Origin of the sequence: Micromonospora ferruginea, assembly GCF_013694245.2 — a bacterium.
GTDB lineage: Bacteria > Actinomycetota > Actinomycetes > Mycobacteriales > Micromonosporaceae > Micromonospora > Micromonospora robiginosa.
Genome location: NZ_CP059322.2, coordinates 1,119,036 through 1,146,033 on the forward strand (window position 1 = coordinate 1,119,036; position 26,998 = coordinate 1,146,033).

Sequence of the window (26,998 nt, forward strand, 5' to 3'; positions counted from 1 at the left end):
AGCGCTCTCAGACTGAAGCTGTTAAGAATCCTTGTCAATAGACGGGGGTCGATTAGGCCGGCGGTGCGGGGACCTGGTCGGCGCCCTGGACCGTCCTGCTCAGGGCGCCCAGGGCGCGGTGATGTTCCAGGTGCTGTCCGCGGCCCACAACGCGGGGGAGTTCCACGCCTCGCCGCCGGTGCCGTTGCTCAGCCAGATCTCCGAGTTGTAGTGCCGCAGGTATTTTCCGCGGAAGTTGGCGGACTCCAACGAGACGCCGTTGCCGGTGAGCCCGACCCGGGCGCACCAGGTGGCGTCGGCGCGCAGAAGCGCCGATCCGTCATCCGGGGAGTTGCGGACGCGCGAGGCCTGGTGCCGGAGGTACTGCCCGGGGAAGTTGACCGACTCGAACGAGTAGCACGCCGGGTCGGCCAGACCCGTCCGTACCGTGTAGGTCGCGTCGTTCCTGAGCAGCGCCGGGCTGTTCGCGTCCACCACCTCGGTGTAGGCCAGGCTGTCGCGGTGCCGGAGATACCGGTTGGTGTAGCCGGGCGTGGTGACCTGGAAGGAGCGCCGGGTGTTCAGGGGCAGTGCCACCGGTGCCGAGCTGCCGATCGACGTGGACGCGTTGATCAGGGCGAGGTTGGCGGCGCGCACTCGGGCCTGGTCCATCTTGACGACCTGCCGGTCGTAGGTGAGGAATCCGTTCAGCTCACCCTCCTGGTCGGTGATCTCGGTGTAGACCGAGGCGCTCAGGCCCTTGCCGAGCATCAGGTTCTGCGTGCCCTGCACGAGGCCGACGTAGCGGTCGGTCAGCGCGGTCGAGTTCGGTTGCCACTCGTACGCGAAGAAGCTGCCGTTCGGGCTCCACTCGTGGCCGGGTGCTCGCAGGCCCAGCCCGCCGAATTCGCCGAGCACCGCGATCCGGCCGCTCGACGGCACGGGTGAGTCGGGCCCGAGGTAGACGTGCCAGTCGTCGATGTCGCCGTTGCCCGGGTTGCCCAGCGACTGGCAACAGTTGTAGCCGCTGTGCGCGTTGACCAGTCGGGTCGGATCCTGGTTCTTCACGTTCTGGGCGACCCGGCGGGTGTCGGTGAGCGCGCGCTCCCCCCAACCCTCGTTGTAGACGGTGTAGGTGACCACCGCCGGGGAGCTGCGGTGCTCGTCGACGATCTCGCGGGCCTCGGTCTCGAGTTGCGCCTGCTGCGCGTCGGTCGCGTTGATGTCCTGCGCGGTCAGCGAGGGGACGTCCTGCCACACAAGCAGACCGAGGCGGTCGGCGTGGTAGAACCAGCGCTGCGGTTCGACCTTGATGTGCTTGCGCACCATGTTGAAGCCCAGATCCTTGTGTTTCTGCAGGTCGAAGGCGAGCGCGGCATCCGTGGGCGCGGTGTAGAGCCCGTCCGGCCAGAATCCCTGGTCCAGCGTGCCGGTCTGGAAGACGAACTGACCGTTGAGCTTGGGCCGCAGGACGCCGTTGACCACCCCGGTGCTGATCTCGCGCATGCCGAAGTAGTGCGTCGTCCGGTCGACCTGACCGCCGGCGGCGTTGCGCAGCGTGACCCGGAGGTTGTAGAGGAACGGATCGTCGGGCGACCATCGGCGGGCGCTGGGCACGGGCACCGTGAACTCGGTGAAGCCGCCGCTGGCGGAGCCGACCACGGTGGCGCCGTCGAGCGCCTCGGCCAGCACGCTGTGACCGGTGACGTCCCCCCGTGTGAAGACCCGGACGCGGAGGGTGTTGTCGCCGAGGCGAGGGTAGAGGTCGACGCTGCTGATCGAAGCGGCCGGCACCGGTTCCAGCCACACCGTCTGCCAGATGCCCGAACTCGGGGTGTAGAAGATGCCGCCGGGCTGCTTGGTCTGCTTGCCGATCGGCGGCAGGCTGCCGTTCTGCCGGCTGTCGGTCGGGTCCCACACCTTCACCACGACCTCGTTGACACCTCCGCTTCGCAGGTGCGGGGTGACGTCGAAGGTGAAGGCGTCGTAACCACCTGTGTGACCGCCGACGGCGTAGCCGTTGACCCAAACGGTGGTCTGCCAGTCGACCGCACCGAAGTGCAGCAGCACGCGGCGCCCGCTCCAGTTCGTCGGCACCGTGACGGTCCGGCGGTAGAACAGGTAGTTGCGGTTGTCGCCGGCGGCTCGTTGCACCCCGGACAGCGCGCTCTCCACGGGGAAGGGAACGTTGATCCGTTCGGGTAGGTCGGTGTTGAACTGGGGGGCGTCGTCGGTGGTGGACTGGCGTAGCTGCCACTCGCCGTTGAGGTTGAGCCAGTCCGGGCGGGTCATCTGCGGTCGCGGGTAGTCCGGCAGCGGCGTGCCGTTGAGCGCCTGGGCTGTCCAGGGGGTGCTCAGTGGCGGGTTCTTCACCGGCGCGGCGTACGCCGCGCCGGCCGGCGCGGTGAGCATGCCAGCCACCAGGGCGAGGACGGCCAGCAGGGGCGTGGCGAGGCGGACGGGATCGGGACGTGTCATGCCGTCTCCATCGGACGGGCCGTCAGGGCCGGGCTTCGCCGCTGGCGGCTGGTGGTGGGTGTCGGGGCGGCCCGTCGGGTCCCTTCCCGGGGTCGAGCGGGCAGATCGGTGGATTCCGAAAACCATCGACGACAATCACATCGATATATGTGGTTGCCTGTATAACGTTATAAAGGCCCGACGGGCAGTCGGTCAATCGACGGGCGGGAGGCAGCCCGCACCGGGCTCGAACCGCTCGACGTCGGTCGAGGCGCCCGCCCCTCGAAGGCGCCGGGATAGGTCGGGAACGCGGCACGGAGAGTCCGGCCGGTGAAAGGCGGCCGGTGGCGCGATCAATGGCTGCGCCGCTACCGGAGCGGCGGTCACTTGTACGCTCTTGTCGGCCGTCGGGGGAGGGGTGCAGATCCGTGCGGGAACGCGAGAAGGACGTGCTGGCGAGGATTCACGGGGGATTGCTCTACACCGAGTCGGAGGCGTCCTTCCGGGACCGGCATCGTCGCACCGACCTGATCTTCGACTACAACCACACTCGGCCCGGCGACGTGGAGCGGCGGCGGATGCTGCTCGACAGGATCCTCGGTTCGGTCGGGGAACGCCCTGTGCTGCTGTCCCCGTTCCACGCCGCTTTCGGAAGTAATGTCCATATCGGTAATGACTTCTTCGGCAATGTGAACGTGACCTTCGTCGACGACGTGGAGATCCGGATCGGCGACGACGTCATGATCGCTCCCGGCGTCACCCTGACCACGACCGGGCACCCGGTCCATCCGGACCTGCGTGAGGACTTCCGGCGGTTCTCCAAGCCCATCGCCATCGAGGACAAGGTCTGGATCGGCAGCAACGTCGTGGTGCTGCCGGGAGTCCGAATCGGGTTCGGCGCCGTGGTGGGCGCGGGAAGCGTGGTAACACACGACATCCCACCGATGACCGTCGCCGTGGGCGTGCCCTGCCGGGTTCTTCGGCAGGTCACCGAGGAGGACCTCGATCGTCGGTAGTGCCGGCAGGCACCCCACGAGCGGCGTGGCAAGCTGAGCCGGACGCCGTCCGCCGCGACCTGTGTCCCCGCTCACGACCAGACTCACTCGGGCCCTGCCCCACAAGGCGCTACCAGCGCGTCAGCGTGAACAAATTGCATTGCTGACGGTCATCTCGCCCCGTACCGTCCCACCTTATGTTCACCGCCCGTGACGTCTAGCGGCCACGCATCGACACACGGGTGGAGTCTGTCCGCTCTTCGCGGTCTCTGGTGCTCGCCACTCTCCGCTGTGACGCCTCCGGCCTCGCGGCGCCCGCGTGTCTGTCAGCCGTGACGGCGCGCCGGGTAGGCGCATTCATCGACCGGAGTTCGCCATGGACAACGCCATCTCGACGCGGCCCGAGCCCCTGTGGCGCCGGCACGACTTCCGACTGTTGCTCGGCGGACGGTTGGTGTCACAACTGGGTGACTCACTTCAGTTCCTCGCTCTACCTCTGCTGGTCATCGCCCTGACCGGGTCCTCGACGCAGGCGGGCGTCCTGCTCGGCCTGCAAACGGTGGTCTACCTCGTCTTCGGACTGCTCGCGGGCGCCCTGGTCGACCGGTGGGATCGCAAGGCGACGATGATCTGGTGCGAGATCGGCCGCGGAGCGCTCACCTCCACCATCCCCGTCGCTGCCGTGTTCGGCGCGCTGGGAATGCCGCAGCTCTATGCCGTCGCGGTGCTCAACGGTGTGCTCAGTACCCTGTTCGGGGCGGCGAACAGTTCGGCGTTACCGAACATCGTCCCGAGCAGCGACCTTCCCGCCGCGGTGGGCTTGCTCGGCGCGATGTCCAACGCCCTCCGCGTCCTCGGCGCGGCTGCGGCGGGGACTGCCTACGCGGTGAGCCGCATGCTGCCGTTCGCGTTCAACGTCGTCTCGTTCCTGGTGTCGGCGGCGTCCCTACGAGCCATTCGCACCGACTTTCAGCAGGCTCGGGTCGCGGCGCCCGGCCCGCCGAGCGCACTGGTGACCGAGGTCGGCCGCGGCCTGGCCTGGCTGTGGCACAAGCCGGTGATCCGGACCCTGGCCGTGCTCGACGCGGCGGACGGCCTGCGGTTCGGCGCCGGCTACCTGCTGATCATCATCCTGGCTCAGGAGCTGCACGCGAACTCCACCCAGGTCGGCGCGGTGTTCGCCAGCGCCGGCGTCGGCGCGCTGCTCGGCAGTCTCATGGGGCCCAGGCTCGCTCGCCGATTCCCACTCGGCGCACTCTCCATCACGATGCTGTGGGCGGAGGCACTGACGTTCCCGTTCTATGCCGTGGCACCGACCTGGTGGCTGCTCTCGCTGGTGGCGTTCGCCGAGTCGGTGGTCTCGCCGGTCTACAACGTCGCCCTCGAGTCCTACCGGCTCGCCGTGACCCCGGATGCGCTGCGCGGACGAGTCACCAGCGCGGTCGAGACCCTCACCACCGGGGGAGCGGCGATCGGCACCACGGCCAGCGGAACGTTGATAGCCCTGCTCGGAACGACCATGCTGACCCTCATGCTGACCGGATGGCTCGCGCTTCTCGCCCTCGCCGCGACGCTGAGCAAGACCGTCCGCAGGGCCCGGGCGGCCGACTGACGCGACGATCCCGGGACCGACCGCCCCGCTGCCGAGGCTCTCGTGCCCGGGTCAGGTCCGACGGGCCGATCGCCGTGCGGCGGGGACGCGGAGCGCGGTCAGCGCGCGGCGCACCTCGTCGGCGCCGATGGTGTCGCCGGTCTGCTCGGAGATGGCGAGTGCGAGGTGCAGGTCGTCGCGGGCCGGAAGTTCCTGGCCCGTGTCGCGGTGCACCTTCGCCCGTTCGGTGAGCACCCGCCACTCCGCCTCGCGGTTGCCACTGCTCCGCGCGGCGGTGAGGGCTCTGTCGAGCCACCCGTACGCCTGCCGGTACCGGCCACTGCGGGCGTACGCCTGGCCGATGGTCAGGATGGTGATGCCGAGGCCCAGTTCGTCGCCGATCTCCCGGCGCAGCCGCAGGCTCTCCTGAAGATGGACGAGCGCCGCGTCGGACTGGTCGAGTTGCAGCAGCACGTCGGCGAGGTTGTTGAGGGTGACGCCCATCCGTCGGCGGTCGGCGCGCGGGCGGTGGAGGTCGAGGGCTCGGAGGAAGGTCGCCCGGGCCTCGTCGAGGCGGCCGGCGGCGGCGAGCAGGACGCCGAGATGGTCGAGGGCCACCGCCACCGCCTGAGTGTCGTCGTCCGCCTCCCGCAGTGCGAGCGCGATCCGGAGGCTGTCGACCGCCCGGTCGGTCTCGCCCAGCCGGGACTGCGCCACCGCGAAGTAGGTCAGCGCGGTCGCCTCGTCCGGCCGGCTGCCCAGTCGCCGGGCGCACCGCAGCGCACCCTGGGCCACCTCACGGAGATCGCGGTAGTACCCCCGCATGGGGAGGAACGGATACAGCTCCGCGCACAGTCGGACCGCGAACAGGTCACCCTCGGTGGTGCTGTCCTGGGCCGCCGCGCGCGCGGCGGCGATCAGGTTCTCCCGCTCCCGCTCCAGCCACCGCAGGGCCTCCCGCTGGTCGGCGAAGGTCACGACGGGCCGCGCCTCGACGAACCCGTCCGCCGGTCGGTCGGGGACGCGTCGCAGGTGGTCCCCGGCCCGTCGCGTGGCGCCGAGCCAGTGGCACCGGGCGGCGTGGATCGTCGCCGCGCGGTCCGTCGGGTCGCGCCGGCCGCGCTCCGTCGCGTAGAGCCGGACAAGATCGTGCAGGCGGTAGCGGTCCGTCGCGCACGCCTCGACGAGGCTGGCGGCGGCCAGCCGGTCCAGCAGGGCGCGCGCCTCACGGGCATCGGCTCCGGTGAGAACCTGGGCCAGTTCGATGCCGATCGTCGGGGGACAGACCATGCCCCACCGGTCGAACAGGTCCACCGCCTCGGGCCCGCCGGGCCGTTCGGCGAGGAGGTCGGCGGTGACCGCAAGGCTGGCGCGTACGGCGAGGTCGTCGCAGCTCAGCTCGTCCAGCCTGAACTGCTCGTCGGCGAGCCGGGCGACCATGTCGGCTAGCGTCCACTCCGGATGGGCGGACAGTCGGGCCCCGACGATGCGCAGCGCGAGCGGAAGGTGGTCGCACAGGTCGGCCAGCACCGCCGCCTCCTTCGGGGCCGCGAGAATGCGTTTCGGCGCCGCGTGCCGGGCGAGCAGCGCCACCGACTCGTCGGGAGTGAGCGCGCCGACGGCGAGGTGGGCCACGTCCAACGTCGGCAGCGCCGTGCGGCTCGTCACGATCACGGTGGCGGTGCTGAGCACCGACAGCAGGCGGCGCACCTGTCCGGCGTCGACCACGTTGTCCAGGACAAGCAGCATCTGCCCGTCGCTGATCCGCATCCGCAGCTCGGCCGCCTCCGCGGCCGCGCCGCCCGCGGTGTTGCCAGAGTGTTCGCCGTCGAGCGCGCGGAGCAGGCTGCCAGTGGCTTCCTCGACCGTCATCGGGGTCAGTCCAGGGCTGCTGCCGCAGAAGTCGAGGTAGAGCGGGCTCCTCGGGTAGGACGGGGCGAGCCGGGCGGTGATGGCGCCGGCAAGCGCCGACTTGCCGACGCCGGCCGGGCCGTGCAGCACGATCGCGCCGGCCGTGCCGAGGGTCGCTTCGATCTGGCTCAGCAGGCGCTCCCGGCCGATGAGGACGACCGTCGGCGGGAGGTTGGAGGGCGTGGCATGCGGTGACGTGTCGCCGGGGGTGGCATCGGGACGTCCGGGCGGCGTCGGCGTTCCTTCGCGCAGGTACCGCTCGATCTCCCGCAGCACCAGACCTGGTCCGCGGCCGGTTCCGGCGCGCAGCGCGGCGTCCGCCGCGGCCAGGGCGGTCATGGCCTCGGCCCGTTCGCCCAGCCGGATGAGGGCCTGAGTCAGTGCCTCCCAGGCGGACTCGCGGGCCGGTCGGTCGGCGAGCAGTGACCTCAGCGTGGGAAGCGCGGTGCGGTGCTGGCCGGCCTCGGCGCAGGCGGCGGCGTGCCGCTCCACCGCGACCCATCGACTCTCGTCGAGCGCGTCGAGGCGATGTCCGAGCAACCCGAGGCGTGGTAGCCCCTCGGCGGCCTCGCCACGCCAGCGCCGCAGCCCGGCCGTGAGGATCTGTGCGGACTGTTCGGGGCGTCCGTGGCGGACCGCGTCCAGGGCGTCCCGGATGTCGGCCTCGAAACCGTCGAGGTCCAGCTCGCCCGCCTCGACGGCCAGGGAGTAGCCGGAGTTCACCCAGACCAGCCGGTCACGGTGCGGTCCCAGTAGGCCGCGCAGCCGCGTCACGTACGTCCTGAGGTTGACCGGCGCCGACGGCGGCGGCTCGTCCCACAGGTCGCCCAGCAGCCGCTTTGTGGAGACCCGCCGCCCGCGGTCCAGCAGCAGCGCGGCCAGCAGGAGCTGCGTCCGGCCGGCCGGCAGCGTGACCGCGCTCCCGTCCACGTGCAGGGTCACCGGCCCCAGCAGGCCGAATGCGACCGTCATGACCCGCGACCCCCCATGCCCTCGGAGATCTGATTGCTGGCCGTGAGAGCCTAGCTTGATCTTCAGGCGGTTCGGGTGGGTGGGGATTCGGAGAGTGTTCGGGTGCCTGGTGCCCGTCGCGCGGCGGGCGCACCGCACCGCCGGGTGCCGCGGCGACGCTCGCGGGGAGCGTCGCCGCGGCACCCGACGGACGGGGCCTCGCGGGTGGACCGGTCGCCTCAGTAGTTGACGTAGGCGGTGACGGCGATGTGCTCGGAGTAGGCGCCGCCGGTAGCCGTCGAGCTGATGTGGGCGGCGTTGCTGAAGCCGCCGCCGCTCTTGGCGAGCAGGAAGTCGATCCGCCGGGAGCCGTTGGTGTCGTAGGCGGAGGAGCAGTCGCGGCTGCCGCACTTCTCCGCGATCGGGTCCCGGTAGCCGAGCGCCTTGGCGTCGTCCCACCAACCCCTGGTCTTCGCCTCGGTGTTCATGTCACCTGCGACGATCTTGAGGTCGCCACCGAGGCGGACCATCGCCTCCTCGGCCTCGGACATGTTCTCGTCGGCGCAGTCGGGGCCGTTCCAGGTGTTGGTGGGCCAGTGGATCGAGGCGACCGAGACGTCCAAGTTGCGCACGTTGTCGTGCAGCCGGACGCCGATGTTCTCCACCCGGTCCTGGCTGCTCGAGGTGGGCTCCAGGTTCTTGCACCCGCCGGTCTTGTTCTCGGGGGCGTCGGAGCGCCAGCGGGTCTCAGCCTCGGAGGTGAACCGGTCCGAGCGCCAGATCACCGCGTTGGTCTGCTGGTTCTTCAGCTTGCCGCAGGTGCTGGTGTAGCCCATGGAGCCCGGGCTCGCAATGGCGATCTTGCCGGCGTAGGTGCCCGGCAGGTCGTCGGAGAGTCGCTTGAGGAGGGTGTTGAGCTGGGTCTGGTTCGAGATCTGCTGGACGGTGAAGATGTCCGGGCTCAGCGGGCGGCCCTTCAGGTAGGTGAGCAGGCGGTCCCAGAGGTAGCCGTCGGCGCACGAGGTCGGCAGCCAGTTCTCGATGTTGTTGTTGTAGACCACCAGGTAGTTCGGCGACGTGTTGACGGCGGCCTGGGCGGCCGTGGCGCCGGTGAGGCCGGCCGCGGCGGTCATCAGGGCCGAGCAAAGCACGGCGACGGCGCCGCGTACGAGGCGGTGGTGACGAATGGACATTGTTCCTCCTGGTCGTGCCGGTGCGACAGCGGTCAGAGCGACCGCTGGTATTCCTCCCAGGTCCGCCTGCTGACCACCGGGCCGTCGTCGGGGCCCCGGTTGGCCAGGCCGTTACGGCCGAGGTAGTAGTCGCCGGCCTGGTTCTGCGCGCCGGTCGACTGGTCGGTGTCGGCGAGCGCGACGGCGTGGATGTGGTAGCCCCAGTCCCCCTGGTCGGGGGTGCGCAGCCAGGCCGCGAAGCCCACCGTGCGCAGCCGTCGCAGCACGTCGGTCCGAGTGGCCGAGGAGAGGCCACTGACCGACAGGTCGAGCGCGCCGCCGCCGTCGTGGGTGCCCGCGGACGCGTCGACACCCGAGTTGTACGAGCCCTGGGTGATGCCGAGCTGGCGACCGAGCAGGCGCTCGGCCTCCAGCAGCATGGCCTTGGTCCGCGTGTTGACCTGCACGCCGCGCAGCGCCACGACGCTTCCGGGCGAGAGGGCCCGGACGACGGTGAAGCGCCCGTCGCCGAGCGCCCGCAGCGACGACGGGCCGGGCAGGCCGGTCGCGTCGAGGCCGGTGTAACCGAGAGAGCGCTGGTACGCCGCGTACGCGGCGACGGTGCTGGTGCCGAAGTGCCCGTCCACGTACGGGGTCGACAGCAGTCCCCTGGCCTGGAGCGCACGCTCCACCAGCAGCACGCTGTCCTTCGCACCCTCGGTGAGGGCGGTGTCCGCGCGTCGCGGGTCGATCTGGGCCGCCTTGATGAGCGCCTCCATGTCGACCGCGGGCAGGGCGGCGGACGCCGGGCCGGTGGCGAGCGGTCCACCGGTCGCCACGGCGAGGCCGACGGCACCGGCGAGCAGGTTCCTTCTGGTGATCATGTGTGCTCCGTCAAGGCTGTCGAGGCGGTTGTCCGGTCAGCGGCGCGGTACGAGGAGGCAAGCGCACATAGATAGGTGTGGCTGCATGCCGCACGACTATTGGCGTGCCTCCGACCGCAGTCAAGGCGCCCGCCACCGATGAGCGCGGAATGTGCCGGGAATGTGCTGGCCGTCCAGCGGGACGGGTGCTCGTGGCGGCCCTCGTCTGGCCACCACGCCGCCGACGTAGTAGAAATTAACTTTGTTAACCATTCGCGGTGGGGAGGAACGTGAGCACCCCCGTCGGCCATCGCCCTCCGCCCGCCGAGCCGCTGCCCGCGGCGGGCGCCGCCGCGTCCTCGCGACTCTCCGTCTACGCCGAGTCGACCTCGGTGGTGCAGGGCGGCCGGCTCGGCCTGCGCATCGGCCGACCGTGCGGGTCCGGCCGGGTCCGGGTACACGTCCACGACGACATCTCCGGCGAGCGCGTCGTCGACACTCGCCGCCGGGGCTCCCGCTGGTGGCTGGACGTCCCACGGGACTGGCCCAGCTCGCTGTACCGGGTGACCGTGACCGACCGGGACGGCGACGTGGCGGCCGCGCCCGACGAGGCGCAGGCGTGGTTCGTGGTACGCCCTCGGCAGCCCGGCGCGCCCACGCTGCTCTCCCTCCCGTTCACGACCTGGCAGGCGTACAACCGGTTCGGCGTCCCGGGCGAAGGTCTCTATCCGGCCGAGGATCCCCGGCGCGCGGTCCGGGTGAGCCTCGACCGCCCCGGCGGGGGACCGCCACCCGAGCGCTGGGAGCACGGCCTGCTGGTCTGGCTGCGACGCCGGGGCGAAGCAGTCGATTTCTGCTCGAACCTCGATCTGCACGACGGCGCCGCCGAGCTGGGCGCTTACCGGCTTCTCGTCGTCAACGGCCACGACGAGTACTGGACCTGGGAGATGCGCGACCGGGTCGAGGGCTTCGTCCGCGACGGTGGGAATCTCGCCGTCTTCGGCGCCAACACGTCCTGGTGGCAGGCGCGGATCGAGGACGGCGGCCGCAGCCTCGTCTGCTACCGCGACCCCACCACCGATCCGATCGCGCGGACCAACCCGGGGCGGGCCACCGTCGAGTGGAGCAGCGCCCCCGCCAACCGGCCGGAGAACACCATGACCGGGGTCAGCTTCCGCCGGGGCGCCGGATGCTGGGGCCCGGACATGCCGCGCATGCGCGAGGAGGCCTACACCGCACGCTTCGCCGAGCACTGGGTCTTCGAGGGAACCGGGCTGCGTACCGGTGACGCCTTCGCGCTCGGCACCCTCGGCTACGAGACCGACGCCGCCGACTTCCGCGAGATCGACGGGGTCCCGCGCGTGACCGGCCGGGACGGCACACCCCGCGACTTCGTCGTGCTGGCCACCGCGGACCTGCGGCACTGGCGGGCATACGGGCAGGGCGGCTGGGCGACGATGGGCGTCTTCACCTCCGGCGCCGGCACCGTGTTCAACGCGGCGACCGTCAACTGGGGCGCCGGCCTCCACGACCCGGTCGTCGACCGGGTCACCCGCAACGTGCTGGCCCGGCTGTCGGCGCCGCCGGTCGCCGGTCGCTGGGACGTGATCGGGGAACCGACCCCGGTGCACGCTCTCGTCGCCCACCGCGGCGATCTGGTCGCGGCCGGAGACGGCGCGTTGCTCACCCGCGAGCTCTGCGGCCAGAACCTGACGTGGCGGCACCTCGCCGACGCGGACGGACTGGTCGCGCTCGCCGCGCCGCGCGAGGCCGTGCCAGACGGACCGCAGGAGGTCCACGCGGCCACCACCGACGGTCGGCTCGTCCGTTGGACCGGCCACGGCTGGGCGCCGGCGGGCACCGTGCCGGCCGGCACCGCCGCGCTGGCCATCGCCGACTGTCGGATCTTCGCCGCACGCGCCGACGGGACGCTGTGGGCCGCGCCGCTCGCTGCCGACGCCCGCCGGTGGACGGCCGTCGGCGTCGCCCCGCCCCTGTCCGGTCTGACCGCCGAGCACGGCCGGCTCTATGCCGCGTGCGCCGACAATCAGCTCCGTAGCGCCGCGGTGCCTCCGCCCGACCGTCCCGTGCACGGGTGGACGGCGCTGGGGCCGCTCGACGGCGTGACCGTGATCGCCGCCGACGGTGGCCGGATCGTCGGCGTCGGGCCGGGGCGGTGCCTGCGGTGGCGCGCGGTGACGCCGGCCGCTACGGCGTGAGCGTGGCGAGAGGCACGGATCCGGCGACGGCGGCGACCACTGTCGACTCCAGCGCGCGCAGGTGCGCCTCGATGCGGCGTGGTGGCAGGTAGCGGGTGTCGCCGGTGACCGTCACCCGCAGCGCTCCCGGTCCCGCCTCCGGGGCCGCGGTCAGGTGCAGGCAGTAGCGGCACGCGACCTTGGCCTGCGGCGGCTGCCAGCCGAACACCGTCGTCGTGCGCGCGGCCTCGATCTCGCCGGGTGCGGGCGGCGCGCCGGGCGGCGTCTCGGTCAGTCGCATGTCGTTGAAACAGCAGTACGGCCGCGATCCGGTGTCGAGCCGTTCCAGCGCGGCGTCCAGCGCCCGCTGGTCGTAGTATCCGGCCCGGTAGGCCCGCAGCGCCGCCGGCCGGGCCAGGTCGAGCAGTTCGCCGACCGTTCCCACCGCGGCGTGGTCGAGCACGAACAGCCCTTCCTGGGCCACGGTCGCCACGACGTCGCGGTGCCCGGGCTGGAACCGGTTGCCCACGATCACCGGCAGCACCGTCGTGGTCACACCTCGCTCCGCGGCGATCAGCGCGCCGGAGACCGCCAGCAGCACCGCGGAGGAACTGGTCCGGTGGCGACGCGCGAGCGTGGCGGCGGCCAGCCCGAGGGCCCGGGAGGTCAGCGCGCCGACCCACCAACGGACCGGCTGCTCCGTGGCCACCGGCCGGGCGACCATGCCGCCGTCCGGGAGGAGACGCCAGCCGTCCAACCAGTGGCTGACGGCGGCGCGGGACACCGTCCGGCCCGGCGCCGACTCCTCGAAGGCGGCGAGGGTGTCGGGGTCGCCGGGCGGACGACCGGTCCGCCGGAGCAGCGCCAGCCGGAGTTGACCGACGATCAGGTCCGCGCCGGCGCCGTCGGCCGCGAGATGGCACAGCACCAGCACGATCCGCGCGACTCGGCCAGCGTCGTCGACGACCAGGCCGGGACGGAGCGGATACTCGTCGGTGTAGTCGAACGCCTCCCGTCCGAGTCGCTCCACCAGCGCGGCCGCCGCCGCGTCGGGCCCGCCGCCGTCGGTCAGCTCCGCCACCGCCAGCGGAACACGACCCGCCTGTTCGACCCGCCGCCGGGGTCCGGGCGCGATCCGGGTGCGCAGGCCCGGGTTGGCCTCGATCACCGCCCGTACCGCGGTCCGTGCGGCGTCCACCGACAGGCCGTCGGCGACCTTGACCGGCGGGACCACGACCCGGGCGAGGTTGAAGTAGTGGTCGTTGGGGACGGTGCGGTGGATCGCCGCCCAGATCGCGTGCTGGCCCCAGGTCAGCGGAGCCGGTGGGGGCGGTGGGTCGGCGACCGCGAAGGTGACCTCCATCAGCCGGGCACGCCACGGGCGCGCAGGTACGTCGCGAGCGGCCCGACGCCGTCCAGGTAGACGGGGTCGTCGTCGAGGTCGAGGCGCACTCCGTACGCCCGCTCGACGGCCTGGATCAGGCGGAGCTGTCCCAGCGACGTCAGGCCCAGGGCGACGAGCGGCGCCTCGGCGTCGAGCGCGTCGTCCCGGGTGATGTCACCGTCGCTGGCGGCCTCCACCAGGTCGGCCAGGTCGGTGGTCAGGTCGGTGCTCATGTCGCCTCCCGGAGCTTGCGGACCTCGGCGGCTATCCCGGACACCGTCGGCGTGTCGAAGAAGACGTCGAACGCGACGGCGACGCCGAGCCGCCTGCGGAGGCGGGAGGTGATCTGGGTGATGGTCAGCGAGTGCCCGCCGAGGTCGAACAGCGAGTCGTCGACCTGGATGTCGTCGACCCTGAGGACCTCCCGCCAGACGGCGAGCACCTCGTGCTCGACGTCGCCGGGTCCGGCGCCACCGGGATCCGGGTGGTGGGGTGGTGCCACCGGCGGGGCGTCGTGGTGCCGGGCCGGCTCGGCGGCGGGTGGTGCCAGGGCCTTCCGGTCGAGCTTGCCGTTGGGCGTCAGCGGCAGCGACCCGAGCGCGACGTACGCCGCCGGGACCATGTGTCGCGGTAGCTGCTGACCCAGGTGGCGGCGTACGTCCGGGAGGTGCACGGCGTCACCGACCAGGTAGGCGACGAGGTGGGCGTCGGCGCCGTCGCCGTGCACGGCGACCGCGGCCTCCCGTACGCCGGGGACGGCGCCGAGGACGGTCTCGACCTCGCCGAGTTCGATGCGGTGCCCGCGCACCTTCACCTGGCTGTCGAGCCGGCCGACGAAGTCCAGCATCCCGTCGGCGTCCAGCCGCACCAGGTCGCCGGTGCGGTAGAGGCGCGCCGAGGTGATCGGGTCGGTGACGAAGCGTCGCCGGGTCAGCTCCGGTCGGCCGCGATAGCCGTACGCCAGCCCGGCGCCACCGATCAGCAACTCGCCGGGCACACCGACGGCGACCGGGCGCAGCCGAGCGTCCCGTACGTGGACGGTGGTGTTGGCCAGTGGCGCGCCGATCGGCACCCGGGTCGGGTCGGTTCCGATCTCCGCCCAGGTCGACCAGATGGTGGTCTCGGTGGGTCCGTAGACGTTGACCAGCCGGCCCGTGGCCTCGCGCAGCCGGCGGGCCAGGGGCAGCGGGAGCGCCTCGCCGCCGCACAGCGCGGTGAGGCGTGGCGCGGTCAGTCCGGCGTCGAGCAGCATCCGCCACGTCGACGGGGTCGCCTGCAGGTGGGTCACGGCGGCGTCGTCGACGAGCGCGGCCAGCGCCGAGCCCTGCCGGACGGTGACGTCGTCGGCGATGACGAGCGTCGCTCCGGTGGTCAGCGGGGCGAACAGTTCCAGCGCGCTGATGTCGAACGACAGCGACGTGAGGGTGATCCAGCGGTCGCCCGGCGCGGTCGGGGTGACGCGGTCCATCGCGGCGACGAGGTTCGCCAGCGCCCGGTGCCCGACCTCGACCCCCTTGGGCCGACCGGTGGAGCCGGAGGTGTAGATGACGTAGGCGAGGGCGTCGGCGGGCGGCGGTGGCGGTGGGGTCTCCGGCTCGCCGTCGAAGGCGGCCAGGCCGTCGAGCGGCACCACCGCCGGTTCGGGCAGCGGCCCGCCGTGGTGGGCCAGGGTCAGGTGGGCGTGCGCGTCCGCGACGACGAAGTCCAGGCGCGCGACCGGGTACGCCGGATCCAGCGGCAGGTAGGCCGCGCCGGCCTTGAGGATGCCGAGGACCGCGACGACCAGTTCGTCACCGCGCCGGGCGCAGAGGCCGATCAGGTCACCGGGGCGGGTGCCGCGTCGGAGGAGGCCGTGCGCCACCCGGTTGGCGAGCCGGTCGAGTTCCGCGTAGGTCAGCACGCGTGCGCCGAACCGCAGTGCCGGCGCGTCGGGGGCCCGCCGGACCTGGTCGGTGAAACGGTCGATCACGGTGTCGGCGGGCAGCGGCCGGGCGGTGGCGTTGACCCGGTCCAGCAGCGCCCGTTCGGCGGGCGTCAGGGTGGGCGCGTCGCCCACCGGCAGGTCGGCGGCCGCCGCGGCGGCCAGCACGTCCCGCAGGTGGGCGCCGACGCGCGCCAACGTGGCGTCGTCGACGCTGTCGGCCGGGGCCTGCAGGCTCAGTCGCAGTCCGTCCGGACCGTCGACGGCGAAGACGTGCAGGGACGAGCGCAGGTGCGGGGGTGTGACGAGCCAGTCGACGGTCGTCGCGCGGTCGTCGAACGCCGCGGCCGGCCCCTGCCCGCGCCGCCGGTAGCTCACCGAGACCGGGGCCAGGGCGGCGCGGGTTCCGACCGTGGCGGCGCGTCCGACCGGGACGACGCGGTGGGCGTACGCCTCGCGCAGGTCGGCGCGGAGCGCGGCGAGCGTGTCGGGCCAGGACGCCGCGAGGTCGGGGGCGAAGCGGATCGGAAGCTCGTTCACCCAGGCCCCGGCCTGCCCCTCGACGTCGCCGGTACGGGTCGAGACGTCGACGGCGATGGTGACGTCCGGCGTGCCGTAGCGGGTCAGCAGCACCGACACGGCCGCGAGGAGCAGCTCGAAGCGGCTCGTGCCGAGCGTCGCCGAGGCGGCGTCCAGCGCGCGGTCGAGAGCGGGGTCGACCGCGACGTGCCGGGTACGGGCCGTGGCGACGCCACCGCCGGGCCGGCTGCCGCCGGGCAGCGCCACGGCCGGCGGCTCCCGCCACCGGCCGCGCCAGAACTCCCGGGCGGCGGGTAGCGCGGCGTCGACCCGCGCGTGGTCGTCGGCGATCGCCGCGTCGACCGCGCCGGCCGGCGTCACGGGCAGGGCTTCGCCAGCGTACGCGGCGGTGAGGTCGCGGACGATCAGCTCCTTGGTGTGGCCGTCGCCGACCAGGTGGTGTGCGGTGACGACGATGACCTCCCGGCCGTCGTCGACGCGCAGCGCCGCGCACCGCGCGAGCGGTCCGGCGGACAGGTCGAACGGTCGGCCGGCCTCGTCGGTGAGCGCGTCGGCGAGACGGTCCGCCGTGACGCTGGCACGCCGGACCGGGCCCGGGGTGACCTCCACCCGGGCGCCGACGCCGTCGACCTCCGGGAAGGCGCCGCGCAGCGCGGGGTGGGCGTCGGTGACCGCTCGCCAGGCCAGGTCGAGGGCGTCGTCGTCGAGCGGCCCGTCGGCGGTCAGCGTCACGACCAGGTGGTACGCGGACGCGGTGTCGGTGGCCCGTGCGGTGAACCAGATGCCTTCCTGCACCGCGGTCAGGCCGGCGGTGACGGGTGGTGGCAGCACTCGCGTCACGATGACTCCTTGGCTTCCTCGAAGATCTCCCGGATCCGCTGTTTGACGACCTTGCCGGCCACGTTCACCGGCAGCGCCTCCAGTTGGATCAGGCGGGTGGGCTGTTCGTGCAGGGCGAGGCGACCGGCCAGGAACGTGCGTACGTGGACGAGCCGCAGTGGCGTGCGGGCGACGACGGCGGCGGCGGGTGTCATGCCGAGGACCGGGTGCGGCAGGCCGACGACCGCTGCGGCGGTGATGTCGGGGTGCGCGTGCAGGGCCTCCTCGACGGCGACTGTGGAGACCTTGTCGGCCCCGGACTTGATGACGTCGCTCTCGCGGTCCACCAGGTACAGGTATCCGTCGTCGTCGAGGTAGCCGATGTCGCCCATCCGGGTCCAGCCGTCGCGGAAGACGTGCGCGGTGGCGTCGGCGTCGCCGAGGTAGGCACGGGGTGGCGCGGGTGTCGACAGCCAGACCTCGCCGACGGTCCCGGGCGGGCAGGGACGCCCTTCGGCGTCGGCGACGCGTAGGCGGCTGCCGGCGGCGGGCATGCCGAGCGCGGCGGGCCGCTGCGGGTCGAAGATCATCGTGGTCTGCGCCGGAGCTGCCTCGGTGGAGGTGTAGTAGTTGACGACGGTCACGCCGGGCAACGCGTCGGCGAGCCCGGCCGCGACCGGGGACGGCAGAGCGGCCGCGGTTGAGCCGAGCAGAGTGAGGCTGCTCAGGTCGTGGTTGGCGCAGACGCCGGAGCGCAGCAGCTCGATCGCCATGGCGGGGACGACGAACGCGGTGCCGACGCGGCGCTCGGCGATGAGGTCGGCGAAGCGGTCCGGTGTGAACCGTGGGAGCACGAGCATGCCGGCCTTGGCGACGAGGGCGTTGAGCAGCATCGTCTGCGCGGCGTTGCTGCCGATCGGAAAGGCGTGCAGGAAGTGGCGGGAGTGAGCCAGCGGCCGCAGGATCGGGCGCACCCGGGCGCCGTGGGTGATGTTGGCGTGGCTGGCGACGACGGCCTTCGGCCGGCCGGTGGTGCCGGACGTGTACAGGATCTGGGCGGGAGCGTCGGGGAGGTGGCGGGCAGCGCGGTCGGGTCGGCGTCGCCGTCGGTCATCGCCGTCCACTCGTCCGGACCGTGGACGGTGGCGCCGGACGGTGGGCGCACGCCGCTGCCGTGCACCACCGCCGCCGCGCCGCAGTCGTCGAGCAGGTACGCCACCTCGGCGGGGGCGTTGCGGTCGGAGACGGGCACGGCGATCGCCCCGGCCGCGAGGGTGGCGGTGTACGCGCTCGCGTAGGCAGGCCAGTCGCGCCCGCCGTAGAGGAGCGCCACCCGGTCACCGGGGCGCACCCCGCCGGCCCGCAGCGCCGCAGCGCCGCAGACGGTACGCCGCCACCACTCGGCCAGGGTCAGCGTGGTGCCGCTCTGTTCGATTCCGACGTGCCCGGGTTCCAGCGCGGCTCGACCGGCGAGCAGCCCGTGCACGGTCAGCGGCGCCGTCACCGACGGACCGTCCCGTCCGGGTCCGCCACCGGTCGCGTGGCTGGGGCCGCCGGGAGCCGACCTCGCAGCGCGGCCACCCCGACGAGGTCGTCGGCCTCGGCGTCGGGTACCGCGTCGTCGAAGGTGGCGATCCGTGGCCGGCGCAGCGACACCAGCACCACCGCGGCGATCGCCGCGGCGAGGATCACGTAGAGCAGGCCGGTGCCGCGGCCGTCGCCGACCCCGAGCAGTCGTCCGGCGGTGCCGGCGAGTGCGCCGCCCGGCTGCATCAGCGGTTCGAGCAGGTGGCTGCCGACCGGCCCGACCAGCGTCCAGCCGACCGGCAGCGTCGACCAGGCGATGACGGTGTTGAGGGACAGGACCCGGCCGTGGAAACGCTGCGGCACCTTGACCTGGACGATCGTCGCGTACACGCCGTTGAGCAGGACCAGCCACAGGGAGATGCCGAACGATCCGGCGGCGACCAGCCAGAGCTGCGGGCGCAGGCCGATCACGACGCAGCAGGCGGCCAGCCCCAGTGTGCAGCACAGCACCGTGAACAGGCGGCGGTGCCGCGGTCCGCCCCAGACGGCCATCACCAGCCCGCCGAGCATCGCTCCGGCGCCGCCCGCCACGGAGACCTCCGCGACCTCGCGCAGGCCGGCGAACGACAGCACCAGCGGGCTCAGCATCATGAACAGCGGCGACAGGAACACGTTGAGCGCCATGAAGAACAGCAGCATCGCGCGGAAGTGCCGGTTGCCCCACGAGTACCGGAAACCCTCGGCGATCTCCGCCGCGACGCTCTCGCGGCGCTTCCAGGCCAGCGTGCGCGGGAACCGGATGGCCGCGACCAGCCCGATCGCGACGACGTAGCTGGCGACGTCGAGGACCAGGATCCAGCGCAGCCCGACCGTGGCGAGCAGGCCGGCGGCGGCGAGGGGCGCGAGCGTGGTGGCGACGCCGCTCACCATCTGCACGACGCCGTTGGCGTGCCCGAGATACTGCTTGGGCACCAACTGGGGCACTGCCGAGCCGTAGGCGAGGCGCTGGAACGCCAGCGCGACGGAGAGGCACCCGGCGAGCGGATAGATGTGCCAGACGTGCAGGGAGCCGCTCCAGAGCAGGACGGCGAGGACCAACTGGACGCCGCCGGCGGCCACGTCGCCGGCGAGCATGACGGCACGGCGGCTGTGGCGGTCGACGATCGCACCGACGAGCGGCGTGACGAGCAGCCCCGGCACGAGTCCGACGACGGCCAGCAGGGCGAAGTTCAGCAGCGAGCCGGTGCTGGCGAGCACCCACAACGGCAGGGCGAACTCGGTCAGGGTGGAGCCCAGGATGGAGACGAGCTGCCCGAGCGCGACGGCGAGGAACCGGCGCATGCTGGGCGGCGGCCCCGTGCGGACCGGCCGGTCGCCGACCCGTGAGGCGCCGTGCACCCACCAGGTGGCGTCCGGTCCCCGCGCCTCTCGGCGCAGGGTGCCCTCGGCGCCCGCGCGCACCGCCGGGTGCACCTCGGTGAGGATCCGCGCCAGCTCGCCGGCGCGCCACTTGAGGTAGAAGTGGCCGGCCTCGTCCAGGAGGACGACGGCCGCGGTGTCGGCGACCACGTGCCACTCGGTGTAGCGCTCCGAGTAGTACTCGGTGGCCGGGTCGCGGTCGCCGGCGACGGTGATCAGCGGGGCGGCCAGCCGCCGGGCGCCGGTGTGCAGCAACCGGGTGTAGTACTGCTCGGCGGTGTGCGTGTCGCGACGCAGGTTCCGGATGATCTGGCGGGCCTGGCCCGGCTCGATGTCGCCCATGTCCAGGCCGAGCGAGGTCAGCCAGTCGGCGTACGCGCGGTCGGAGCGCAGCCGATCCATGTCGGCGATCCGCGACAGCACGCTCAGCACCCGGCTGCGCGGGCGGGCGAAGGGGAACATCGCCCCCACGTAGACGGCCTCGGGGATCCGCCCGCGCTCCTCGAGCCGCCGGGCGATCTCCACGATCAGCGCGGAGCCGATGGCGCAGTGCCCGTAGAGGACGATCGGCCCCTCGGTCCTCGCGATGATCTCCGCCACGCAGCCGCCCGCGAGCGCGTCGAAGCTGAGCGCCTCCTCCTGCAGCCCGACATCGTGACCGGGGATGGCCAGCGACAGCAGGCGATGGTGTTCGGGCAGCGCGTCGGCGAGCGGTTGGTAGACCACGGCGCTGCCGCCGCCGTAGGGGACACAGACCAGGGTCCGCTCGGCGGGCCCGGCCAGCGGCCGGGTCAGCTCGTGCAGCAGCTCGCGGGGGCCCCGGTCCTCCGCCGGAGTGTCGACCAGGGCGGCCAACTCGGCGACGGTGCGGTGTTTGAACAGGTCCATCACGGACACCCCGGCGCCGACGGCCCGGCGCAGCCTCGCCACCACCTGGGTGGCGAGCAGGGAGTGGCCGCCGAGGTCGAAGAAGTCGTCGTCGACACCGACGGCGTCGACGCCGAGCACCTGCTTCCAGATGTCGGCCACGACGTGTTCGGTGGGCGTGCGGGGCGCGACGAGACCGGCCGTCGTGCCCCGGCCGGACGGCGGCGCGGGCAGGGCCCGCCGGTCCAGCTTGCCGCTCGGGGTCAGCGGCAGTCCGTCGAGCGTCACCACCGCCGTGGGCACCATGTAGTCGGGCAGCCGGCGTCTGAGGGCGGCGCGCAGGACACCGGCCTCGGGTGGTCCGCCGGTGACGTACGCGACGAGGCGTTTGTCGCCGGGCCGGTCCTCGCGGACCGTGACGGCGGCGTCGGCGACACCCGGCTGGTCGCGCAGGGCGGCCTCGATCTCGCCCAACTCGATGCGCAGCCCGCGGATCTTGACCTGTCCGTCGATTCGGCCCAGGAAGTCGACGGACCCGTCCGGCAGGCGCCTGGCGAGGTCGCCGGTGCGGTAGAGCCGGTCGTCGGGCCACGGCCTCGCCGGTGTGCCGGGCGGGGCGCCGAAGGGGTCGGGGACGAACTTCTGCCCGGTCAGCTCGGGCCGGCGCAGATAGCCGTGGGCCAGGCCCACCCCGGCGAGGTGCAGCTCACCCGGTACGCCGACCGGTTGTGGCTGCCCGTGCTCGTCGAGGACGTGGATCCGCATGTTGTCGATCGGGGTGCCGATCGGTACCCGGGCCCGCCCCCGTAGGTTCTCGGCGGTGCAGTGGTGGGCGGTGACGTCGATCGCGGCCTCGGTCGGGCCGTACAGGTTGTGCAGGTCGGCCTGGGGGATCCGCCGCAGGGTCCGCTGGGCGAGGTCGACCGGGAGCTCCTCGCCGCTGCAGATGACCCGCCGCAGGGTGGCGCACCGCTCGATCTCGTCCTCGGCGAGGAACATCGCCAACATCGACGGTACGAAGTGCGTGGTCGTGACGCCCTCGGCGACGATCAGGTCGCGTAGGTAGGCCGCGTCCTTGTGGCCACCGGGTCGGGCCAGCACGAGCCGGGCGCCGGTCAGCAGCGGCCAGAAGAACTCCCACACCGACACGTCGAAACCCGCGGGGGTCTTCTGCAGGACCGCGTCGGTCGTGTCGAGGCGGTAGCGGCGTTGCATCCAGAGCAGCCGGTTCACGATCCCCCGGTGGCCGTTCAGGACGCCCTTGGGCCGGCCGGTGGAGCCCGAGGTGTAGATCGCGTAGGCGACGTCGTCGGCGGTGGCAAGCGGCCGCGGAGCGGTGTCCGGGTAGGCCGCCCACACCATCGGGTCGTCGAGGTCGAGCACGACCGGCTCCGGGGTCCGCGCGCCGTCGGCCGGCGGGGGCAGGGCCGGACGCGTCGCGGCGGTGGTGAGGACGACCGGTACGGCGGCGTCGGTGATCATGAAGGCGAGACGGTCGGGCGGGTACTCCGGGTCCAGCGGCAGATAGGCCGCTCCCGACTTGAGGACGCCGAGCAGCCCGACGACGAGTGCGGGGCCGCGTTCGGCGCAGACCGCGACGAGCGTTCCGGGTCGCGCGCCGTGGTCTCGCAGACCGTGCGCGACCCGGTTGGCGGCCGCGTCCAGGTCCGCGTAGGTCAGATGGCGTCCCTCGGCGATCAGCGCGACCGCGCCGGGGGTGCGGCGGACCTGCTCCTCGATGAGATCGTGCAGGGTGGCCCGGGCGGAAAAGTCGACGTACGTGTCGTTGGCGGCGTAGAGGATCTCGTCGCGCTCGGCGGCGGAGAGGCGCAGCAGGTGGCTCAGCGGCCGGTCGGGATCGGTGACGGCGGCCCGCAGCAGCGCGTCGAAGTGCTCGGCGAGGCGCGCGATCGTGTCGGTGTCGAACAGCGCGGTGTTGAAGGTGAAGGAACCCCAGAGACCGTCGGGGCCCTGCAGCAGCGACAGTTCGAGGTCGAATCGGGTCGCGACGGCGCGGGCGCCGAACGGCGCCACGCGGAGCCCGGTCGTCGACTCGCGCCCGGGTTCGGCGTAGTTCTGCAGGGCGAACACGACCTGGAACAGCGCCGAGCGGCTGACGTCCCGGGGCAGGTTGAAGTCGGTGACGACCTGTTCGAACGGCACGTCCTGATGCGCGTAGGCGTCCAGGGTGGTCTCGCGGACGCGTGCCAGCAGCTGTGCGAACGTCGGCGCGCCGGAGCTGTCGATCCGCATGGTCAGCATGTTGACGAACATGCCGATCAGCGGTTCCAGCTCCGCCGCGGGCCGACCCGCCGACGGGGTGCCGATCGCGAAGTCGTCGCAGCGGCTGTGCCGGACCAGCACCGCGGCGTAGGCGGTGAGCAGCGTCATGTAGAGGGTGGCGCCATGGGCGCGGCCGAGCCGGGTCAGTTCCTCGACGAGCGCGCCGTCGAGGGTGACGCCGTAGCCCGCGCCGTCGAAGGTCTGCTGGGCCGGTCGGGGCCGGTCGGTGGGCAGCTCCAGGGGCCCGAGCCCGGCGAGCTTCGACCGCCAGTACGCCAGGTCCCGCTCGTGGCCGTCGGCGGCCAGTCGGGCACGTTGCCACACGGCGAAGTCGCCGTACTGGACCGGTGGGGCCGCCAGCGGGTCGGGCGCCCCGGTGGCGTACGCGTCGTACCAGGCGACCACCTCGTTGGCGAGCAGGTCCACGGACCACCCGTCGCAGGCGATGTGGTGCACCGCGAGCATCAGCGCGCACTCGCCCGGCCGGATCCGCACCAGCGCGGCCCGCAGCAGCGGACCGGTGGTCAGGTCGAACGGCTGCGCCAGGCGTTCGTGCAGCAACGCGTGCACCAGGTGGTCCCGCTCGTCGCCGCCGTGGTCGACGTCGAGTACGGGCAGCGGCACCGGCAGGGGTGGGTCGACGTGGACGACCGGCTCACCGGTGTCGGTGGCCGTGATCCGCATGCGCAGGCTCTCGTGGCGCGCGACGACACGCCCCAGTGCCCGGGCCAGGACCTCCGCGTCGACGTCGCCGTGGATGCGCAGCACGACCGGGATGGTGTACGCCGCGGTGCCCGGCGCGAACTGCTCCATGAACCAGAGCCGTTCCTGCGCGTACGAGAGCGGAGTGGGCGTGCCGGGCGGGCGGGGCGTCACGGCCGGAGCGTTGGCATCGGTGCCGGCCGCGGCGGCGCGCAGGCGGGCGGCGAGCAGGGAACGTTTGGCATCGGAGAGCGCGGGGCGCGGCTCCGCGGTGGCGGTCATCGCGCGGGTCCGGTCTGCGCGAGCAGGGCCAGGGCGTCCTCGTCGGTCAGCTCGGCCAGCTCCGCGGCGAGCGCGTCCTCGACCGCGGTGGCGAACGCGCCAAGCGTCGGCCGGGCGAACAGGGTTCGGATGGGCAGGTCGACGCCGATCGCGGCGCGCAGCCGGGCGATGACGCGCGTGGCGAGCAACGAGTGCCCGCCGATGGCGAAGAAGTCGTCGCCCACGCCGATGTCCTCCACCCGCAGCAGCGTCGACCAGATGCGGGCGACGAGAAGTTCGGCGTCCGTGGCCGGCGGGGCCGAGGTGAGCGTCCGGGCCGTCAGGTGCGGGGCGGGCAGGGCGGCGAGGTCGACCTTCCCGTTACGGGTCAGCGGCAGCGACGGCAGCGTCACGATGCTGGTGGGGACGAACAGCGCCGGCAGCAGACCGGCGGCGTGTTCGCGCACGGCGTCCGCCTCGACCCGGCCGGCCACGTAGGCGACGAGGGCGTCGTCGCGGGCCACGACGACGGCCTGGACGACGTCGGGGTGCCCGGCGAGGACCGACTCGACCTCACCGGGCTCGACGCGGACGCCACGGACCTTGAGCTGGCGGTCCAGGCGTCCGGCGAACTCCAGCACCGGATCGCGGTCGAGGTCGCCACGCCAGCGGGCCCGGTCGCCGGTGCGGTAGAGCAGTCCCTCTCCGTAGGGGTCGGGCCGGAAGCGCTGGTCGGTCAGGTCGGGGCGACCGAGGTATCCGTCGGCGAGTCCCGCTCCGGCGAGGCAGAGCTCGCCGACGGTCCCGGGGGCGACGAGCCGTCCGTGCCGGTCGAGGACGTAGGCGCGTACTCCGCCGACGGGGCGGCCGATCGGCGGGCGTCGGTGCGCGTCGTCGGCGTCGAGGTCGATCGCCGTGGCGATGATCGTCGCCTCGGTGGGGCCGTAGGTGTTGACGAGCCGCACCCGGTCGCCGTGCCGATCGCGCCAGGCGGCGACGGCGCCGGCGTCGACCTGCTCACCACCGAGGATGACCAGGCGTAGCGCCGGCGGCCAGGCGGTGACGACGTCGAGCAGCGCCTGCCAGTAGGCGGTCGGCAGGTCGAGGACGGTCACCTGGGGATTGGCGGCGAGCACGTCCGGGAGGGTGGCCGGTCCGTCGGGCAGTAGGACCAGGGTGCCGCCGGCGACCAGCGTCGGCCAGATCTCCTCGGCGTGGGTGTCGAATCCGATGGAGGCGAACTGCACCATGTGGTCGTCGGCGCCGAGTTCGTATGCGGGGACCATCCAGGCCACCCGGTCGGCGAGCGCGGCGTGCCCGACGGTGACCGCCTTCGGCTGCCCGGTGGAGCCGGAGGTGAACAGCGCGTACGCGGTCTCGGGGGCGACCGTCCGCCGCCGGGGTGCGCGGCGGTGGACGCCGGTGGGGTCGACGACGGCGGTGACGCCGGCCTCGGCGGCGAGGGCGGCGTGCCGGGCCGGTGGCAGGTCGGGGTCGAGCGGGACGTAGCCGGCGCCCGCCCGCCACGTGCCGAGCAACGCCGCGACGAGATGCGGGCCGCGCGGGAGGCTGACGGCGACGAGGTCGCCCGGTCGCACGCCCTCGGCGTGCAGCCGACGCGCGTAGCCGTCCGCGGCGTCGATCAGGTCGGCGTAGGAGACGCGTTCGTCGCCGCTGATCATCGCGACGGCCCATGGGCGGGCGGCGGCGGTGCGGGCGACGAGGTCACCGGCGCGGGCGGCGGTGTCGAGCGGGGGACCGGCGCCGGCGACGAGGAGCCGCTCCCGGGTGGCGGCGTCGACCAGCGGCAGCCGGTGCAGGGGGAGGTCGGGTTCGGCGGTGACGGCCGCGAGAAGGTCGGTGTACGCGGCGGCGAGCCGCTCGACGGTCGACGCCGTGAACAGGTCGGCGCGGTAGACGAGGACGGCGTCGACAGCGTCGCCGACGACGGTGGCTTCGAGTGCCAGGTCGACCGCGATGCCCGGGGGTGGGGTGCGGTGGGGGGTCACCGCGAGCGCGGCGAACTCGTCGACCGTGGTGGTGGCGACGTCGAGGGTGGAGTGCAGCGTGAAAGTGGTCTGGAAGAGGGCGTTGCGGCTGGCGTCCCGGGGCAGGTCGAGGTCCGCGACGAGCTGTTCGAAGGGGATGCCCTGGTGCGTGAGAGCGCCCATGAGGGCGGTGCGGGTGCGGCGGATCAGCTCGCGCGCGGTGGGCTCTCCGGACAGGTCACCCCGGATGACCACGACGTCGCTGAGGTAGCCGACGACGTCTTCGAGGTCGACGTCGTCCCGGCCGGCGACCGGTGTGCCGACGCAGATGTCGTCGGCGCCGCTGCGCTGCGCGAGCAGGAGCTGGTAGACGGCCATGAGGACCATGAAGGGGGTGCAGCGAAGCTCGATGGCGAGGTCACGTACGGCCCGCACGGTGGCGGCCGGCACGCGGAACTCGACCGCGCCGGCGTCGGAGCCGCGCTCGGCCGGGCGGGGCCGGTCGGTCGGCAGGTCCAGGACCGGCGGGTCGGCGAGTGCCTCGCGCCAGTATTCGCGTACCTCGGGGTCGGTCGCCCGGGAGTGCCGGTCGCGCACCACTTCGGTGTACGGCCGGGGAGGTGGCGCGAGTGGCTGGCCGTTGTAGGCCAGGGCGAGGTCGCGGTAGAGCAGGTTGGTGGACCAGCCGTCGGCGACGATGTGGTGCACGACGGTGGCGAGGAGGTGGTCCTCGTCGTCGAGGCGGAGCAGGATCGCCCGCAGCAGGTGACCGTCGGCGAGGTCGAAGGGTTCGCGGACGGCGGCGTCGAGTCGCGTCTGCGCGGCGGTCTCACGTTCGGCCGGGGGGAGGTGCCTCAGGTCGATCTCGGCGATCGTGGTCGGCCGGGGCGGCAGCACGCGTTGCCTCGGCGTGCCGTCGAGGTCGACGAAGGCGGTGCGCAGCGATTCGTGTCGGGTCGTCACCGCGTCGTAGGCGGCCGTGAGGGCGGTGCGATCGAGCGCGCCGGCCAGCCGGCTGACGACGCTGATGTGGTGGGTCGGCTCGCCGGCCGTCAGGCGGTGCAGGAACCACAGACGTTCCTGACCGGGCGAGACGGGTGTGAGCGTCGGGTCGTCCACGGCAGCCCTCCATGATCACCCGCTGTGTGACGCCTAACCCTAGATTCGGCC

General features: G+C 73.0%; 14 protein-coding genes and 1 pseudogene. 4 read left to right on the forward strand and 11 right to left on the reverse strand.

All coding sequences use genetic code 11. The features are described from left to right. Positions 1–99: 99 nt before the first annotated feature. Positions 100–2,457: an AbfB domain-containing protein gene (locus H1D33_RS05040; protein ID WP_181569171.1), complete on the reverse strand. Its 2,358-nt coding sequence runs from the start codon at positions 2,455–2,457 to the stop codon at positions 100–102. Between the two features lie 407 nt (positions 2,458–2,864). Between H1D33_RS05040 and H1D33_RS05045 the strand changes: the two genes are divergently transcribed. Both H1D33_RS05045 and H1D33_RS05050 read left to right on the forward strand, forming a co-directional pair. Then, positions 2,865–3,452 carry a sugar O-acetyltransferase gene (locus H1D33_RS05045; protein WP_246411661.1) on the forward strand — a complete coding sequence of 196 codons (588 nt, stop codon included), beginning with the start codon at positions 2,865–2,867 and terminating at the stop codon, positions 3,450–3,452. Between the two features lie 355 nt (positions 3,453–3,807). Then, the gene (locus H1D33_RS05050) at positions 3,808–5,043 is read left to right on the forward strand and encodes an MFS transporter (protein WP_181569169.1); all 1,236 of its coding nucleotides are present in this window, start codon (positions 3,808–3,810) and stop codon (positions 5,041–5,043) included. Positions 5,044–5,094: 51 nt separating this feature from the next. On the opposite strand, the gene H1D33_RS05055 is transcribed toward H1D33_RS05050, so the two are convergent. The 3 genes from H1D33_RS05055 to H1D33_RS05065 all read right to left on the reverse strand — a co-directional run bounded on the left by H1D33_RS05055 (position 5,095) and on the right by H1D33_RS05065 (position 9,940). Beyond that, the gene (locus H1D33_RS05055; protein WP_181569168.1) at positions 5,095–7,905 is read right to left on the reverse strand and encodes an AfsR/SARP family transcriptional regulator; all 2,811 of its coding nucleotides are present in this window, start codon (positions 7,903–7,905) and stop codon (positions 5,095–5,097) included. A gap of 218 nt (positions 7,906–8,123) precedes the next feature. Beyond that, positions 8,124–9,077, reverse strand: a complete 954-nt coding sequence (locus H1D33_RS05060; RefSeq protein WP_181569167.1) for a hypothetical protein — start codon at positions 9,075–9,077, stop codon at positions 8,124–8,126. Between the two features lie 32 nt (positions 9,078–9,109). Beyond that, on the reverse strand, positions 9,110–9,940 hold the full coding sequence (locus H1D33_RS05065; protein WP_181569166.1) for a peptidoglycan-binding domain-containing protein: 831 nt from the start codon (positions 9,938–9,940) through the stop codon (positions 9,110–9,112). Between the two features lie 269 nt (positions 9,941–10,209). Between H1D33_RS05065 and H1D33_RS05070 the strand changes: the two genes are divergently transcribed. Further along, positions 10,210–12,138 carry a N,N-dimethylformamidase beta subunit family domain-containing protein gene (locus H1D33_RS05070; protein WP_181569165.1) on the forward strand — a complete coding sequence of 643 codons (1,929 nt, stop codon included), beginning with the start codon at positions 10,210–10,212 and terminating at the stop codon, positions 12,136–12,138. On the opposite strand, the gene H1D33_RS05075 is transcribed toward H1D33_RS05070, so the two are convergent. Genes H1D33_RS05075 through H1D33_RS05090 form a run of 4 tightly spaced genes read right to left on the reverse strand, consistent with a single transcriptional unit; the run spans position 12,128 to position 17,905 of the window. Beyond that, a complete protein-coding gene (locus H1D33_RS05075) occupies positions 12,128–13,480 on the reverse strand; it encodes a condensation domain-containing protein (RefSeq protein ID WP_181569164.1) in 1,353 nt (450 codons plus the stop codon). The two genes, H1D33_RS05070 and H1D33_RS05075, sit on opposite strands and share 11 nt — an antisense overlap. After that, entirely contained in the window at positions 13,480–13,734 is a 255-nt protein-coding gene (locus H1D33_RS05080; protein ID WP_181569163.1) for an acyl carrier protein, read from the reverse strand. Before H1D33_RS05080 ends, H1D33_RS05075 begins: the two co-directional genes overlap by 1 nt. Further along, positions 13,731–16,802 carry a non-ribosomal peptide synthetase gene (locus tag H1D33_RS05085; protein ID WP_181569162.1) on the reverse strand — a complete coding sequence of 1,024 codons (3,072 nt, stop codon included), beginning with the start codon at positions 16,800–16,802 and terminating at the stop codon, positions 13,731–13,733. The genes H1D33_RS05080 and H1D33_RS05085 overlap by 4 nt, the downstream gene beginning before the upstream one ends. Next, the gene (locus tag H1D33_RS05090; protein WP_246411659.1) at positions 16,799–17,905 is read right to left on the reverse strand and encodes a class I adenylate-forming enzyme family protein; all 1,107 of its coding nucleotides are present in this window, start codon (positions 17,903–17,905) and stop codon (positions 16,799–16,801) included. Before H1D33_RS05090 ends, H1D33_RS05085 begins: the two co-directional genes overlap by 4 nt. Positions 17,906–17,923: 18 nt before the next feature. Here H1D33_RS05090 and H1D33_RS05095 point away from each other — a divergent pair, with 18 nt between their 5' ends. Next, positions 17,924–18,079: a hypothetical protein gene (locus tag H1D33_RS05095; RefSeq protein WP_220138811.1), complete on the forward strand. Its 156-nt coding sequence runs from the start codon at positions 17,924–17,926 to the stop codon at positions 18,077–18,079. Here the strand turns inward: H1D33_RS05095 and H1D33_RS30260 are convergent. From H1D33_RS30260 to H1D33_RS05105, 3 genes and pseudogenes are all read right to left on the reverse strand, one after another. Continuing rightward, positions 18,004–18,285 (reverse strand): annotated as a pseudogene (locus H1D33_RS30260) (AMP-binding protein); the annotation flags it as partial. The gene H1D33_RS05095 and the pseudogene H1D33_RS30260 overlap by 76 nt on opposite strands. Next, positions 18,282–23,861: a non-ribosomal peptide synthetase/MFS transporter gene (locus tag H1D33_RS05100; protein ID WP_181569161.1), complete on the reverse strand. Its 5,580-nt coding sequence runs from the start codon at positions 23,859–23,861 to the stop codon at positions 18,282–18,284. The gene H1D33_RS05100 and the pseudogene H1D33_RS30260, both read right to left, overlap by 4 nt. Beyond that, positions 23,858–26,947, reverse strand: coding sequence for a non-ribosomal peptide synthetase (locus H1D33_RS05105; RefSeq protein WP_181569160.1), 3,090 nt, complete (start codon positions 26,945–26,947; stop codon positions 23,858–23,860). Before H1D33_RS05105 ends, H1D33_RS05100 begins: the two co-directional genes overlap by 4 nt. Between the last annotated feature and the right edge of the window lie 51 nt (positions 26,948–26,998).

Bases quoted from the DNA above. Each gene is read 5' to 3' on its own strand.
- H1D33_RS05075 (WP_181569164.1), bottom strand. From the start codon at position 13,480: ATGGAGGTCACCTTCGCGGTCGCCGACCCACCGCCCCCACCGGCTCCG.
- H1D33_RS05050 (WP_181569169.1), top strand. From the start codon at position 3,808: ATGGACAACGCCATCTCGACGCGGCCCGAGCCCCTGTGGCGCCGGCAC.
- H1D33_RS05055 (WP_181569168.1), bottom strand. From the start codon at position 7,905: ATGACGGTCGCATTCGGCCTGCTGGGGCCGGTGACCCTGCACGTGGAC.
- H1D33_RS05040 (WP_181569171.1), bottom strand. From the start codon at position 2,457: ATGACACGTCCCGATCCCGTCCGCCTCGCCACGCCCCTGCTGGCCGTC.
- H1D33_RS05080 (WP_181569163.1), bottom strand. From the start codon at position 13,734: ATGAGCACCGACCTGACCACCGACCTGGCCGACCTGGTGGAGGCCGCC.
- H1D33_RS05060 (WP_181569167.1), bottom strand. From the start codon at position 9,077: ATGTCCATTCGTCACCACCGCCTCGTACGCGGCGCCGTCGCCGTGCTT.
- H1D33_RS05100 (WP_181569161.1), bottom strand. From the start codon at position 23,861: ATGACCGCCACCGCGGAGCCGCGCCCCGCGCTCTCCGATGCCAAACGT.
- H1D33_RS05065 (WP_181569166.1), bottom strand. From the start codon at position 9,940: ATGATCACCAGAAGGAACCTGCTCGCCGGTGCCGTCGGCCTCGCCGTG.